13 protein-coding genes are annotated in these 14,175 nt (G+C 60.1%); 6 read left to right on the top strand and 7 right to left on the bottom strand.

Annotated features, from left to right (window positions below):
• The first annotated feature begins 111 nt into the window (after positions 1 to 111).
• The 5 genes from pqqA (at position 112) to pqqE (ending at position 3,328) form a co-directional block, all read left to right on the top strand.
• Positions 112 to 186, top strand: coding sequence for a pyrroloquinoline quinone precursor peptide PqqA (gene pqqA / locus HU730_RS24175; RefSeq protein ID WP_003194766.1), 75 nt, complete (start codon positions 112 to 114; stop codon positions 184 to 186).
• A gap of 71 nt (positions 187 to 257) precedes the next feature.
• Positions 258 to 1,169 carry a pyrroloquinoline quinone biosynthesis protein PqqB gene (gene pqqB / locus HU730_RS24170; RefSeq protein WP_116667958.1) on the top strand — a complete coding sequence of 304 codons (912 nt, stop codon included), beginning with the start codon at positions 258 to 260 and terminating at the stop codon, positions 1,167 to 1,169.
• 11 nt (positions 1,170 to 1,180) lie between these two features.
• Positions 1,181 to 1,933 (top strand): pyrroloquinoline-quinone synthase PqqC, encoded by a 753-nt coding sequence (gene pqqC, locus HU730_RS24165; RefSeq protein WP_096144785.1) that lies wholly within the window; start codon positions 1,181 to 1,183, stop codon positions 1,931 to 1,933.
• Entirely contained in the window at positions 1,930 to 2,205 is a 276-nt protein-coding gene (gene pqqD, locus HU730_RS24160) for a pyrroloquinoline quinone biosynthesis peptide chaperone PqqD (RefSeq protein WP_186527623.1), read from the top strand. Before pqqC ends, pqqD begins: the two co-directional genes overlap by 4 nt.
• The gene (gene pqqE / locus HU730_RS24155) at positions 2,177 to 3,328 is read left to right on the top strand and encodes a pyrroloquinoline quinone biosynthesis protein PqqE (protein ID WP_034128839.1); all 1,152 of its coding nucleotides are present in this window, start codon (positions 2,177 to 2,179) and stop codon (positions 3,326 to 3,328) included. Before pqqD ends, pqqE begins: the two co-directional genes overlap by 29 nt.
• A 5-nt stretch (positions 3,329 to 3,333) precedes the next feature.
• Here pqqE and HU730_RS24150 read toward each other — a convergent pair whose 3' ends face one another.
• A complete protein-coding gene (locus tag HU730_RS24150) occupies positions 3,334 to 3,492 on the bottom strand; it encodes a YqaE/Pmp3 family membrane protein (protein WP_003194776.1) in 159 nt (52 codons plus the stop codon).
• A gap of 215 nt (positions 3,493 to 3,707) precedes the next feature.
• Positions 3,708 to 4,970, bottom strand: a complete 1,263-nt coding sequence (locus HU730_RS24145) for an aminotransferase class III-fold pyridoxal phosphate-dependent enzyme (protein ID WP_096144783.1) — start codon at positions 4,968 to 4,970, stop codon at positions 3,708 to 3,710.
• 209 nt (positions 4,971 to 5,179) lie between these two features.
• On the opposite strand from HU730_RS24145, the gene HU730_RS24140 reads away from it, so the two are divergent.
• Positions 5,180 to 6,079 (top strand): LysR family transcriptional regulator, encoded by a 900-nt coding sequence (locus HU730_RS24140; RefSeq protein WP_034128841.1) that lies wholly within the window; start codon positions 5,180 to 5,182, stop codon positions 6,077 to 6,079.
• 226 nt (positions 6,080 to 6,305) lie between these two features.
• Here HU730_RS24140 and HU730_RS24135 read toward each other — a convergent pair whose 3' ends face one another.
• The 5 genes from HU730_RS24135 to HU730_RS24115 all read right to left on the bottom strand — a co-directional run bounded on the left by HU730_RS24135 (position 6,306) and on the right by HU730_RS24115 (position 14,097).
• The gene (locus HU730_RS24135; protein ID WP_034128842.1) at positions 6,306 to 8,084 is read right to left on the bottom strand and encodes an acyl-CoA dehydrogenase C-terminal domain-containing protein; all 1,779 of its coding nucleotides are present in this window, start codon (positions 8,082 to 8,084) and stop codon (positions 6,306 to 6,308) included.
• Positions 8,085 to 8,317: 233 nt separating this feature from the next.
• Positions 8,318 to 10,087: an acyl-CoA dehydrogenase C-terminal domain-containing protein gene (locus tag HU730_RS24130; RefSeq protein WP_054896782.1), complete on the bottom strand. Its 1,770-nt coding sequence runs from the start codon at positions 10,085 to 10,087 to the stop codon at positions 8,318 to 8,320.
• A gap of 90 nt (positions 10,088 to 10,177) precedes the next feature.
• Complete coding sequence (locus HU730_RS24125; protein ID WP_034128844.1) at positions 10,178 to 11,467, bottom strand: GGDEF domain-containing protein; 1,290 nt, start codon at positions 11,465 to 11,467, stop codon at positions 10,178 to 10,180.
• A 220-nt stretch (positions 11,468 to 11,687) separates the two neighbouring features.
• Positions 11,688 to 13,493: a phenylacyl-CoA dehydrogenase gene (locus HU730_RS24120; protein WP_034128845.1), complete on the bottom strand. Its 1,806-nt coding sequence runs from the start codon at positions 13,491 to 13,493 to the stop codon at positions 11,688 to 11,690.
• A gap of 322 nt (positions 13,494 to 13,815) precedes the next feature.
• Positions 13,816 to 14,097: a hypothetical protein gene (locus tag HU730_RS24115; RefSeq protein ID WP_054896780.1), complete on the bottom strand. Its 282-nt coding sequence runs from the start codon at positions 14,095 to 14,097 to the stop codon at positions 13,816 to 13,818.
• Positions 14,098 to 14,175 lie beyond the last annotated feature (78 nt).

Below are 14,175 nucleotides of genomic sequence, written 5' to 3'. Positions count from 1 at the left end.
TTGAATAAAATTGCGTAACATTGCGCAGCAATATCTGAACATCTCCAATGGGAGGTGGACTATATGTATTACTTGGTAGTGAACGTCCCATCCCTTGATAGGAGTAAGAATATGACCTGGTCCAAACCTGCTTACACTGATCTGCGTATTGGTTTCGAAGTCACCATGTACTTCGCCAGCCGTTAATTGGCTGAGTGACACAACGCCTCGGTTCGCCCGGGGCGTTTTTGTTTTGAGCTGTGCTTGATGGAGCGATCATGTTTGTCCAGATTCTAGGTTCCGCCGCCGGCGGTGGCTTCCCGCAGTGGAACTGCAACTGCGTGAACTGCGCAGGTTTTCGCGATGGCAGCCTGCGGGCCCAGGCGCGTACCCAGTCGTCCATCGCGATCTCCGACGATGGCGTGAATTGGGTGCTCTGCAATGCCTCGCCGGATATCCGCGCGCAACTCCAGGGCTTTGCGCCCATGCAACCGGGCCGCGCCCTGCGCGATACCGGCATCAGCGCAATCATCCTGATGGACAGCCAGATCGACCATACCACTGGCCTGCTGAGCCTGCGCGAAGGCTGCCCGCACCAGGTGTGGTGCACCGACATGGTCCACGAAGACCTGAGCACCGGTTTCCCGTTGTTCACCATGCTGACCCACTGGAACGGTGGCCTGGCCTGGAACCGCATCGAGTTGGACGCCAGCTTCACCATCCCGGCCTGCCCCAACCTGCGCTTCACCCCGCTGCCGTTGCGCAGCGCCGCACCACCCTATTCGCCGCACCGTTTCGACCCGCACCCCGGTGACAACATTGGCCTGATCGTCGAAGACCTGCGCACCGGCGGCAAATTGTTCTACGCCCCGGGCCTGGGCAAGGTCGACGCACCGCTGCTGGACATCATGGCCGGCAGTGACTGTCTGCTGGTTGACGGCACGATGTGGGACGACGATGAAATGCAGCGCCGTGGCGTCGGCACCCGTACCGGGCGTGAGATGGGCCACCTGGCACAGAACGGCCCCGGCGGCATGCTTGAAGTGCTGGAGCAACTGCCCAAACAGCGCAAAGTGCTTATCCACATCAACAACACCAACCCGATCCTCGATGAAGACTCCCCCGAGCGAGCGGAGCTGGTGCGGCGCAATGTCGAAGTGGCTTACGACGGCATGAGCATTGAATTGTAGGAGCGATAGAAATGACCGACACACCGTTGAGCAAGGCTGAGTTCGAAGCAGCCCTGCGCGCCAAGGGCGCCTTCTACCATATCCATCACCCTTACCATGTGGCGATGTACGAAGGCCGCGCCAGCCGTGAGCAGATCCAAGGCTGGGTCGCCAATCGCTTCTACTATCAGGTGAATATCCCGCTGAAAGACGCGGCGATCCTGGCCAACTGCCCAGACCGTGAAATCCGTCGCGAATGGATCCAGCGCCTGCTCGACCATGACGGCGCGCCCGGTGAAGACGGCGGTATCGAAGCCTGGCTGCGCCTGGGCCAGGCCGTGGGCCTGGACCCCGACCAACTGCGCTCCCAGGAGTTGGTGCTGCCCGGCGTACGCTTCGCCGTGGACGCCTATGTCAATTTCGCCCGCCGCGCCAGCTGGCAAGAAGCCGCCAGCAGCTCGTTGACCGAGCTGTTCGCGCCACAAATCCACCAGTCACGCCTCGACAGTTGGCCCCAGCATTACCCGTGGATCGACCCGGCCGGTTACGAGTACTTCCGCACACGACTGGGCCAGGCCCGTCGCGATGTGGAACACGGCTTGGAGATCACCCTGCAGCACTACACCACCCGCGAGGGGCAGGAGCGCATGCTGGAAATTCTCCAGTTCAAACTGGACATCCTCTGGAGCATGCTGGACGCCATGAGCATGGCCTATGAACTCAAACGCCCGCCGTATCACAGCGTGACCGAACAGCGGGTATGGCATAAAGGGATCACCCTATGAGCTTTGATCGCAGCAAAAAACCGACCTGGCGCCAGGGCTATCGCTACCAGTACGAGCCTGCTCAGAAAAGCCACGTGTTGCTCTACCCCGAAGGCATGATCAAGCTCAACGACAGCGCCGCATTGATCGGTGGCCTGATCGACGGCGACCGCGACGTTGCGGCAATCATTGCCGAGCTGGATAAGCAGTTCCCCGGTGTGCCAGAGCTGAGTGACGACATCGAGCAATTCATGGAGGTCGCCCGTGCTGAGCACTGGATCACCCTTGCCTGAAAAGCCAGCCATAGGCCTGCCTCTGTGGCTGCTGGCCGAGCTGACCTATCGCTGCCCGCTGCAGTGCCCGTATTGCTCCAACCCGCTGGATTTCGCCGAGCAGGGCAAAGAGCTGAGCACCGAACAATGGATCAAGGTATTTCGCGAAGCCCGTGAAATGGGTGCTGCGCAGTTGGGTTTTTCCGGCGGCGAGCCGCTGGTGCGCCAGGACTTGGCCGAGCTGATCGGCGAGGCTCGCAAGCTGGGTTTCTACACCAACCTGATCACCTCTGGCATCGGCCTCACCGAACAAAAAATCAGCGACTTCAAGAAAGCCGGCCTGGACCATATCCAGATCAGCTTCCAGGCCAGTGACGAACAGGTGAACAACCTGCTGGCCGGCTCCAAAAAAGCCTTCGCGCAAAAACTGGAAATGGCCCGAGCGGTGAAAGCCCACGGCTACCCGATGGTGCTGAACTTCGTCACCCATCGCCACAATATCGACAAGATCGACCGCATCATCGAGCTGTGCATTGCGCTGGAAGCGGATTTCGTCGAACTCGCCACCTGCCAGTTCTACGGCTGGGCACAGCTCAACCGCGTGGGCTTGCTGCCCACCCGCGAGCAGTTGGTGCGCGCCGAACGCATCACCAATGAATACCGTGCCAAGCTGGAAGCCGAAGGCCACCCCTGCAAGCTGATCTTCGTGACACCGGATTATTACGAGGAGCGACCCAAAGCCTGCATGAATGGCTGGGGCAGCATCTTCCTGACAGTCACACCCGACGGCACCGCCCTGCCCTGCCACGGCGCGAGGCAGATGCCCGTGCAGTTTCCCAATGTGCGCGACCACAGCATGCAGCACATCTGGTACGACTCGTTTGGCTTCAATCGCTTTCGTGGCTACGACTGGATGCCTGAGCCATGCCGTTCATGCGACGAAAAAGAAAAGGACTTCGGCGGCTGCCGTTGCCAGGCCTTCATGCTCACTGGTGACGCCAGTAATGCCGACCCTGTATGCAGCAAATCCGAGCAGCACGGCATCATTCTGCAAGCGCGGGAAGAGGCCGAACATGCCACCCAGACCATCGAGCAACTGGCCTTTCGCAATGAGCGCAACTCAAGGCTCATTGCAAAAGGCTGAGGGCCTCAACGCTTGGCGATGATGTACACCGCGTGGATGATGCCAGGGAAGTAACCGCACAGGGTCAGCAGGATATTCAGCCAGAATGCACCGCCGAAACCTACTTGCAGGAACACACCCAATGGCGGCAGCAGAATGGCGATGATGATACGAATGATGTCCATGGGTCAGCTCCAGAAAATCGGCTCGTGTGAGCCGTGTAGCTAATCGACCTTGGCGGTTCGTGAGGGTTCAGTGGATTCTGGCATTGGGCCATCTCAGGCCAGAATCTCCAGCGATCCTTTCACACCACAAATTACCCAGACAAAAAAACGCCCCCAGCCAAAAGAATCAGGCTGGAGGCGCCGCGTATGCCGCGAGACGGTTCAGGAAACTGGGGTCAAACGGCGATGCCCTTGCGGCATTGCACTTGAGCGGTGCGCACCCGAGAAAAGGCGCGGGCAAGCCGCAGCAGCATTTCGTCGATGTGGGTTTTGCTGATATTCAGCGCAGGGGTAAAGCGCAGGCAGTCAGGTTGTGAGGAGGTGAGAATCAGGCCTTCGAGCAGCGCGGCCTTGACCACTGCTGCGGCGCAATCGTCCGACAGTGTCAGGCCCCAAAGCAGCCCGTTGCCGCGCAAGGGCCCATGGTCGTAACGGTAGGCAAGCCGGGCAAGGCCTTCTGCGAGGTACAAGCCGGATTCGCGTAGGTGCTCGAGAAAGCCGTTCTCCAATAGAGCGTCGAGTACGGCGATACCCGCAGATGCCATCAGTGCATTGCCGTGATGTGTACCGTCCAGCTCGCCCGGTTCGAAGCAACAGGCATTACCACGCGCCACCAGCGCCGCCAAGGGCACACCGCCGCCCAGGCCTTTGCCCAGGGCAATGATGTCGGCGCGCACGCCGTATTGCTGTTCGGCGAGCAGGCTGCCGCAGCGGCCGATACCGGTTTGCACTTCGTCGAAGATCAGCAGGATCCCGAGCTCACGACACAGGCGTTCGACGCCCTTGAGGTAATGTTCTGTCGCAGGGAGGACACCGCCGCCGCTTTGTATCGGCTCCAGCATGATGGCGACGGTCTGCGCATCGACCGCTGCATGCAGGGCCGGCAGATCGTTAAACGGCACTTGGCTGAAACCTGGCAACTGCGGTTCGAATCGGTTTTCGCAGGCCACAGCCGACGCCGACATCGCCCCCAGGCTCCGCCCATGACAGCCATTGTTTACGGTGATGATGTGGTAAGCGCCACCGCGATGCAGTTGGCCCCACTTGCGTGCCAACTTGATGGCCGCTTCACAGGCTTCGGCACCGCTGTTGAGCAAATAGGCCTGGTCGCTGCAGGTGTGGTGGCACAGACGATCGACAAGATCCAGTTGCGCGCGGTTGTGCAAACCCAGGCCAGGGTTGATCACGGTGTGCATCTGTTGGGCAATGGCGTCGCGTACGGCCTGGGGACTGTGACCCAGGCTGTTGGCCCCGCCGCCTTGACTGAAATCCAGATAAGCGCGGTCGTCAGCGTCCGAAAGCCAGGAACCCTGCCCCTGTACAAACACCTGGAGCGGGCGCGCCACAGTGGGCATCAGGCACTGGCTGGAAACATCTGCACGCGGGGCATGCACAACCAGGTCATCCAGACTCGGCGCGCAGCGACGGAACAAGTTCACACTTCACCCCCGCTGGCAACCTGACCTTGGTCGATGCCACCTGCCAATGAGGCCTTCAGATTTTTTGCCTTGCCTATGTAAACGCTATCAACAAAAACGCTGTTCATTGTCCGATCCGGCCCTGTAAGCCCTGCGAATAGGCGCTAGACTAGGCGCCTCGGGGGCCAGCGGCCATTTCGATTTTCCAGCTTTTTCGATAAGCAAACCTTATGGATTTCAAGCAACTGCGTTATTTCGTCGCGGTGTATGAGGAAGGCCACGTAGGTCGCGCCGCGGAGCGTCTGTCGATCTCCCAGCCAGCGCTGTCGCAACAGGTTCGCCAACTGGAACAGAACCTCGACGTCAGCCTGTTCGAACGCAGCAGCAAGCGTCTGTTGCCGACCTTGGCGGCCCACACCTTATACAACCACGCATTACCGCTCATTGATGGTATGCAGCAAGCCGTCGAGGCACTGCGCAATTTCAAGGGCCAGGCCATGCGCAGCCTGGCCATCGGCGTGCTGCAAACCGTGCACACCAGCCTGGTACCGCAGATGCTTGAGCGCGTGCGCAAGGCCCAGCCCCATCTGGTGGTGCAGATTTACGAGCTGACCGGGCTTGAGATTGAGCGGCGGTTGCTCAATGGCTCACTCGATATTGGCATCAGCTACCTTCCACCCCGTCAACCGGGCCTGCACGGCGTGTTGCTGTATGAAGACGAGCTGAAGGTGGTGATACCCGAAGATCATCCGTTGCGCGAGTTCAAGAAAGTCTCGCTCAAACAAGCCGCCGAATTACCGATGTTGCTCCTGGGGGAAGAGTTTCAGGTTCGGCAGATCTGGCAAGGCCAACTGTCCAACCTCGGGCGGCGCCCGCAAGTGCAGGCGGAGCTCAATACCATGGTGGGCATTCTCGACAGCCTGCCTCACACCCGCTTGGCGACCGTGCTGCCTGGGCGGTCCCAGGATGAACACAACAGCAAGGCGCTGCTGTGGAAACCCTTGAGCGAGCCCAGGGTACCGCTGAAAGTAGGATTGGTATGCCGCGATGTGCAACGCCAGCAGGCGACGGTGGCGTTGCTGCGCACCCTGCTGGAAGACGTGATGAATGCCCCGCCGGCAACCGCCTGACTTTTTCGCGGGCAAAAGAAAACCCCGCCGAAGCGGGGCTTTGCAGACTGTTTCCCTGACATCCATTTCACTCCGCCGTCCTGGCAGAATCCTACGTGTCCGTGTTGTTGCTTTGCGCTTCCTGCGCGACGTCCATGTGAAGTAGATTAGCCGTGGATCCAATGTGGCGATAGAGGACGATTAGCAGCACGTCATGTAAGAGAATGCTTACACGCCCTCTTCCCCCTTAAAACAGGGCTTCATCCATCAGGAACAGTGATTCGCTACCGGCTTTTACCGATGCACTCAACGAGTGGATACGCGGCAACAGGCGGGCAAAGTAGAAACGCGCAGTCCCCAGTTTGCTGGCGTAGAAATCCTCTTCGCCCTCCTTGCCTAACGCCGCCTTGGCCATGCGCGCCCACATATAGGCATAGGCCATGTAGCCGAACGCATGCAGGTATTCCACCGAGGCTGCGCCGATTTCATTAGGATTGCTCTTGGCGCGGTCCAGCACCCAGGCCGTCAGCTCATCCAGGTTACCTACTGCCACACCCAGCGGCTTGGTGAACTCGGCCAACTCAGGGCCCGATGCGGCGATGAACTGGCGGATCTCATCGGCGAACAAGGTATAGAACGCACCGCCGCTGCCGACGATCTTGCGCCCCATCAGATCCAGGGCCTGAATGCCGTTGGTACCTTCGTAGATCTGGGTGATGCGCACGTCACGCACCAATTGCTCCTGGCCCCACTCGCGGATGTAACCGTGACCACCAAACACCTGCTGGCCGAGTACGGTGGTTTCCAGGCCCAGGTCGGTGAGGAACGCCTTGGCAACTGGCGTCAACAACGCCACCAGGTTATCGGCACGCTCGCGCGCCTGCGCATCGTCGCTGAACTTGGCGATGTCCAACTGCGTCGCCACGTAGGTGGAAAACGCCCGGCCGCCTTCGTTCGCCGCCTTCATGGTCAGCAACATACGACGGACATCCGGATGCACGATGATCGGGTCTGCCGGCTTGTCCTTGGCCTGTGCGCCTAGCGGGGAACGGCTCTGCAGACGGTCACGGGCATATTCAATCGCGTTCTGATAGGACCGCTCGCCAGAAGCCAAGCCCTGGATACCGACGCCCAGGCGCTCATAGTTCATCATGGTGAACATCGCAGCCAAGCCACGGTTGGGCTCACCGACCAGGTAACCCACGGCTTCGTCGAAGTTCATCACACAGGTGGCGGAGGCCTGGATGCCCATCTTGTGTTCAATGGAGCCGCAGTTCACCGGGTTACGCGCGCCCAGGCTGCCATCGGCATTTACCAGGAACTTCGGCACCAGGAACAGCGAGATGCCCTTGGGCCCGGCCGGTGCGTCCGGCAGTTTGGCCAGCACCAGGTGGATGATGTTTTCGGTGAGGTCGTGCTCGCCACCGGTAATGAAGATCTTGGTGCCGCTGACCTTGTAGGAGCCGTCCGCCTGAGGCTCGGCCTTGGTGCGGATCATCCCCAGGTCGGTACCGGCATGGGCTTCCGTCAGGCACATGGAACCGGCCCACTCACCCGAATACATCTTCGGCAGGTAGGTGGCCTTGAGCTCTTCACTGGCATGGGTGTTGATCGATACACAGGCACCGGAGGTCAACATCGGGTACAGGCCGAAAGCCAGGCTCGACGAGTTGATCATCTCTTCAACCTGCGCCGACACCGCCTTGGGCATGCCCATGCCGCCGTAGGTCGGGTCGCCGCCCACGCCTACCCAGCCGCCTTCGGCGTAGGTGCTGTAGGCCTGGGGGAAACCGTCGGGAGTCGTCACGGCGCCGTCCGCCCAGTGGCAGCCTTGCTCATCGCCGCCGCGGCTGAGCGGGGCAATGGATTTGGCGGTGACCTTGCCGGCCTCTTCCAGGATCGCTTCGACGGTTTCGGCGTCAACGCTGTCTGCCAATGCCGGTAACTGGGCCCAAGTATCAGCGACCTCAAACACTTCGTTGAGGACGAAGCGCATATCACGCAACGGCGCTTTGTAATCAGCCATGGCAAACCTCGTGAGAACTTGAAAAGTGATTCGATAGGATCGGTTTTACAAACGCCGAGTGTACCCGAACAACTTTTCAGACACATAGGGTCCGTTCGTGACCATTAAGTATTTACCAGTCACACAAGGAAGCTTTCCTGTAGGAGCGAGCTTGCTCGCGAAAAACTCACAGGCGCCGCGTTCATTCAGCAAGCACGCGTTATCATTGACGTTCTTCGCGAGCAAGCTCGCTCCTACAGGGAGAAAGCGTCAGCTGGGAGACTCATCAGGCATTCGCTCCCTGCCTCTACCGCAGCACGGTGCATGGCCGTACGCGGCAACAAGCGCTTGAAATAAAAGTCGCAGGTCGCAAGCTTCGCCTGGGCAAACTCTTGGTCGTCCTGGCCGTGCGCCGCGATCGCCATGCGCAACCACAGGTAGGCGAGGATGATGTAACCGCTGTACATCAGGTAATCCATGGCCGCCGCGCCCACTTCATCAGGGTTTTTCATCGCGGCCGTGCCGACCTTCAAGGTCAGTTCGCCCCATTGCTGGTTCAGTTCATTGAGTTGCGCCACATGGGCCTTGAGTTGCGCATGCTCGGCATTGGCCGCGCAGAACTTATGCACAATTTTGGTAAACCCACGCAGCAACTTGCCCTGGCTGCCCAGCACCTTGCGCCCTAGCAGGTCCAGGGCCTGGATGCCGTTGGTGCCTTCATAGATCGGCGCAATCCGTGCATCACGGGCCAGTTGCTCCATGCCCCACTCACGAATATAACCATGACCACCGAATACCTGCATGCCGTGGTTGGTCACCTCCAGGCCGGTTTCGGTCATGAAGGCTTTACAGATCGGCGTGAGGAAGGCCAACAGGTCCTCGGCTTCCTGGCGTTGGCCAGCGTCGCTGCCAAGGTGCGCGGTATCGAGCAGTTGCGCGGTGAAATAGGTCAACGCGCGGTTGCCCTCGTTGAAAGCCTTCATGGTCAGCAGCATGCGGCGTACATCGGCGTGCACGATGATCGGGTCGGCGGCTTTCTCCGGCGCCTTGGCACCGGTCAGCGAGCGCATCTGCAAGCGGTCGTTGGCGTACTTGATCGCGCCCTGGAAGCTCGCTTCACCGTTGCACAGGCCCTGCATTCCCGTGCCCAGGCGGGCGTGGTTCATCATGGTGAACATGCAGTTCAGGCCCTTGTTCGCCTCGCCAATCAAATAGCCTTTGGCGCCATCGAAGTTCAACACGCAGGTGGCCGAGGCCTTGATGCCCATCTTGTGTTCGATGGAGCCGCAGTGCACCGCATTGCGCTCGCCGGAGTCGGCATGGAACTTGGGCACGATAAACAACGAGATGCCCTTGGTACCCGCCGGCGCGTCCGGCAGCTTGGCCAGCACCAGGTGGATGATATTGGCGCTCATGTCGTGCTCGCCGGCCGAGATGAAGATCTTGCTGCCGGTGACCGCGTAACTGCCGTCCGCCTGCGGCACGGCGCGGGTCTTGATCAAGCCCAGGTCGGTGCCGCAGTGGGCTTCGGTCAGGCACATGGTGCCGGTCCATTCGCCAGCGGTGAGCTTGCTCAGGTAAGTGGCTTTCTGTTCGTCGGTGCCGTGGGCGTGGATGGCCGACATCGCACCGTGGGTCAGGCCCGGGTACATGCCCCAGGAGGTGTTGCTGGAGCCGATCATCTCGCTTAACACCAGGCCGAGGGAATGGGGCAGGCCCTGGCCACCGTAGGCCGGGTCTGCCGCCACGCCGTGCCAGCCGCCTTCCACATACTGGGCAAAGGCTTGCTTGAAGCCTTTGGGAGTGGTCACCACGCCATTATCGAAATGGCAGCCCTCTTCATCGCCGCTGCGATTGAGCGGCGCGAGTACGTTTTCGCAGAACCTGGCGCCTTCTTCGAGGATCGCACTGACCATGTCCGGGCTGGCATCCGTGGCGCCCAGGTCAGCGTAGTGGCCGTGGAAATCGAATACGGTGTCGATCAGAAAGCGCATGTCGCGCAAGGGAGCTTTGTACTCAGGCATGGCAATGTCTCCGGCAGCAGATAGGGTTAACCTACTGCCGGCCGTGGCCGTGGACAATCACTGTAGCGCTGCTGAATACACCGCCATTACTCAACCGGCAGCGCTCTCCATGCGCACCGCGCCACGGCGGGTTTGCCCGGCGGCGACCACACAATTACGCCCCGCGCCCTTGGCGGTGTAAAGCGCCTGGTCGGCGGATTTGAGCACCTCGTCGGGGCTGCGTTGTTCGGCCTGGCGCTCGGCCACACCGATGCTTACCGTCACCGACACGCTGGACGCGCCGCTGCCGGCACGGCGCTGGCGGCCTTGATGATCGTCCTGGGGGCGGTCCGGGTTGCGCAACTTGATGTCGTAGCTGGCGATGATCTCGCGGATCTCCTCCAGGTGCGGCATGCACTCATCCAGGGTCTTGCCGGCAAACACCACGGCAAACTCTTCACCGCCGTAACGATAGGCCCGCCCGCCGCCATTGACCTTGGACAACTTGCTCGCCACCAGGCGCAGCACCTGGTCGCCCACATCGTGGCCGTGGGTGTCATTGAAACGTTTGAAGTGATCGACGTCGCTCATCGCCAGCACATAGTTGCGACCTAGCCGCTGCATGCGCTCGTTGAGGGCACGTCGCCCCGGCAAGCCGGTGAGCTCATCACGAAACGCCATTTGATACGCCTCGTGCGCCACCCCCGCAGCGATCATCAGCATCACCTGGCTGCACATGATGTTGAGGGTGAACGGCAGGATGAAGGTTTGCGGCAACATCCAGAACATGCCCAGCAACCCCACCAGTTGTGCGGCGTGCAGCGGGCGCGGCTGGTACCAGTATTGGGCGGCCAGGGTGAGAAAGCCGATCAGGAACATCGGGTAGGAAAGTTGGATCAGGCTCATCCAGGCGCCATGCAGCATCGGCCAACGGATCTCTGCCAACCAGCCCAGCAAGGCCTGGGGAAAACTTTGCTCCAGGGCCAGCGCCACACTGCCCACCGCCAGCAGCACCGCACAGCGGGCGACGAAGTCGCGGAACAGATGGGTCTTTTCCTGCCACAGCGCATAAATGCTGAACAGCAAGGGCAACAGCAGGCAGCACAGGTGGAACACCACGGCAGCGTCTTCACGCACGCGGCCATTGTCCCGGTAGAAGTCGGTCTGGGTATCCAGCAGGTAATAGGCGACGTAAACCGTGACCATCAAGAACAGTTCACGCTGGCGTCGATACACCGCGCAATAGGCGCCGCCGAGCAACAGCACCAGGGTGGGCAGCACGTTGAACAGCGAGGTGAAGAAGACGCTGAGGTCCTTGACGTACGCAGCCGAGAGCCCGGCCAGCAACAGCAGCAGCGAAGGGAGAAAATGGCTGAAACGTACAGCGGACACGCGTGACAAGGGTAAAGCTCCGACCCGCTAACGAATAATGGCACTGTGCCGCCAAGCGATCAGTTAAGCACAACCGACCGAGCATGTATCACATTGCCATCACTGTAACGGCAGCTCATCATAATCCCTGAGTGCAGGACTGCGGTTTTTTAGACGCGCTCCCACACAAATGCAAAAAAACCGCCGCATCCCGAGGGAGGCGGCGGTTTCTAGAAGAACCTGGTAAGGCTTAGTAAGCCAGGCCGAAATCTTCTTCTTTCATGTCCATCAGGTTGTTGGCGCCCGACAGCATGGTTGCCACGTGGGTGCGGGTACGCGGCAGGATGCGCTGGAAGTAGAAGCGCGCAGTCTGCAACTTGGCGGTGTAGAACGCCTCTTCGCTGGTGCCGGCGGCCAGTTTCTCGGCGGCCAGGCGTGCCATGTCGGCCCAGAAGTAAGCCAGGCAGGCGTAGCCGGAGTACATCAGGTAGTCCACCGAGGCAGCACCGACTTCTTCACGGTCTTTCATCGCGGCCATGCCGACCTTCATGGTCAACTCGCCCCACTCTTTGTTCAGTGCCGCCAGCGGTGCAACGAACTCTTTAACCGCGTCGTTACCTTCGTTGGCCTGGCAGAACTTGTGCACGATCTTGGTGAAGCCCTTGAGCGCTTCGCCTTGGGTCATCAGCACTTTACGGCCGAGCAGGTCCAGCGCCTGGATGCCGGTGGTGCCTTCGTACAGCATAGAAATGCGGCTGTCGCGCACGTTCTGCTCCATGCCCCACTCAGCGATAAAGCCGTGGCCACCGTAGATCTGCACGCCGTGGTTGGCCGATTCAAAACCGACTTCGGTCATGAATGCCTTGGCGATCGGGGTCATGAAGGCCAGTAGGGCATCTGCCTGTTTCTTGGCTTCGTCGTCGGTGCCGTACTTGACGATGTCCACTTGCTTGGCGGTGAAGTACACCATCGCACGGTTACCTTCGGCGAAGGCTTTCATGGTCAGCAACATGCGGCGTACGTCAGGGTGCACGATGATCGGGTCAGCGGCTTTGTCCGGCGCTTTCGGGCCGGTCAACGAGCGCATTTGCAGGCGATCACGCGCATATTTCAAGCCGCCCTGGAAACCGATCTCGGCGTGAGCCAGGCCTTGCAGCGCGGTGCCCAGGCGAGCGGTGTTCATGAAGGTGAACATGCAGTTCAGGCCTTTGTTCGCCGGGCCGATCAGGAAACCGGTGGCCGCGTCAAAGTTCATCACGCAGGTGGCGTTGCCGTGGATACCCATTTTGTGTTCCAGGGAACCACAGGTGACCGCGTTGCGCTCACCCACCGAGCCATCAGCGTTAGGCAGGAACTTGGGTACGATAAACAGCGAGATGCCTTTGGTGCCGGCCGGTGCATCCGGCAGGCGGGCCAGTACGATGTGGACGATGTTGTCGGCCATGTCGTGCTCGCCGGCCGAGATGAAGATCTTGGTACCGGAGACTTTGTAGGAGCCGTCAGCCTGAGGCTCGGCCTTGGTGCGCAGCATGCCCAGGTCGGTGCCGCAGTGTGGCTCGGTCAGGCACATGGTGCCGGTCCATTCGCCCGACACCAGTTTGGTCAGGTAAGCCTCTTGCTGCTCGGGGGTGCCGTGTTCGGAAATAGTGTTCATCGCGCCATGGGACAGGCCAGGGTACATGCCCCACGACCAGTTGGCTTCGCCGACCATTTCGCTCACGGCCAGGCCCAGGGATTCCGGCAGGCCTTGGCCACCGTGCTCCACGTCGTGGGCCAGGCTTGGCCAGCCGCCTTCGACGAATTGTTTGTAGGCTTCTTTGAAGCCCGCAGGGGTTTTAACGCCTGACTCACTCCAGGTACACCCTTCGATGTCGCCCACGCGGTTCAACGGTGCCAGTACTTGCTCACAGAACTTGGCGCCTTCTTCGAGGATGGCGTCGACCATGTCCGGGGTAGCGTCCTGGCAAGCCGGCAGGCTCTGATAGTGCGCTTCATAACCGAGCAGTTCGTCACGAACGAAGCGAATATCACGCAAGGGGGCCTTGTAGTCAGGCATAGCGATAAACCTCTGCTGATGTAACTGGGATGAACAACCGCATGGATTTTTTATGGCGGTCAAACAGGTGTTTGAAACATACGTTTACGACCCAGGGTTGTCAAGCGTCGGCCAGATGCCGTTTGTCTTGACGCGGGTCAGCCAGGCACGGCGAGGCCTGGCGGGATGCCTCATGGATTTAAGGAAGAGCAGAATGTCGCAGTACGACTGTGGGAGCTGGCTTGCCTGCGATGCAGCCGCCAGGGTGTATCAGGTGATAGGCGTGGATGCTATCGCAGGCAAGCCAGCTCCCACAGAGAGAAGCGGGCGTGCGATAGAGAAGTTAAGCGTAGGTATCGATCAACGTACCGAGCATTTCGTCCGAAGCCTTGGCGACTTTCGCCCCCAGCTCGATTTGAAACTTGCCCTGGGCCATTTCCACCATGTTGCTTGCCGAATTGGACGCTTGGGCGCGGTCATTGGCTTGCAGACGGTCGCTTTGCGCGGCCGATGGCTGGGTGGTCGCGGCGCTGGCAATCTTGCCGGCCGCCTGGTCGACACGGTTCTGCCCGGTCTGAATGCTGCTCAGGCCCGAATAAAACGCGCTGCTTCCAGAGATTTCCATGGCGTAAGCCTGCCTTTAGAGAATCGTGAAGCCCGATTGAACCAGAGATCCTGGCAAAAGGCCCGTCAAAAACACTAA

Origin of the sequence: Pseudomonas sp. SWRI22, assembly GCF_014268395.2 — a bacterium.
GTDB classification, from domain to species: Bacteria; Pseudomonadota; Gammaproteobacteria; order Pseudomonadales; family Pseudomonadaceae; genus Aquipseudomonas; species Aquipseudomonas paracarnis.
The sequence above is the reverse complement of the archived record's forward strand: the minus strand, read 5'-3'. Positions and strand labels throughout refer to the sequence as shown.

Excerpts from the sequence above, each read along its gene's own strand:
- HU730_RS24140 (WP_034128841.1), top strand. The coding sequence starts at position 5,180 with ATGGATTTCAAGCAACTGCGTTATTTCGTCGCGGTGTATGAGGAAGGC.
- pqqC (WP_096144785.1), top strand. The coding sequence starts at position 1,181 with ATGACCGACACACCGTTGAGCAAGGCTGAGTTCGAAGCAGCCCTGCGC.
- HU730_RS24120 (WP_034128845.1), bottom strand. The coding sequence starts at position 13,493 with ATGCCTGACTACAAGGCCCCCTTGCGTGATATTCGCTTCGTTCGTGAC.
- HU730_RS24150 (WP_003194776.1), bottom strand. The coding sequence starts at position 3,492 with ATGGACATCATTCGTATCATCATCGCCATTCTGCTGCCGCCATTGGGT.
- HU730_RS24115 (WP_054896780.1), bottom strand. The coding sequence starts at position 14,097 with ATGGAAATCTCTGGAAGCAGCGCGTTTTATTCGGGCCTGAGCAGCATT.
- HU730_RS24135 (WP_034128842.1), bottom strand. The coding sequence starts at position 8,084 with ATGGCTGATTACAAAGCGCCGTTGCGTGATATGCGCTTCGTCCTCAAC.
- pqqB (WP_116667958.1), top strand. The coding sequence starts at position 258 with ATGTTTGTCCAGATTCTAGGTTCCGCCGCCGGCGGTGGCTTCCCGCAG.
- pqqD (WP_186527623.1), top strand. The coding sequence starts at position 1,930 with ATGAGCTTTGATCGCAGCAAAAAACCGACCTGGCGCCAGGGCTATCGC.
- HU730_RS24130 (WP_054896782.1), bottom strand. The coding sequence starts at position 10,087 with ATGCCTGAGTACAAAGCTCCCTTGCGCGACATGCGCTTTCTGATCGAC.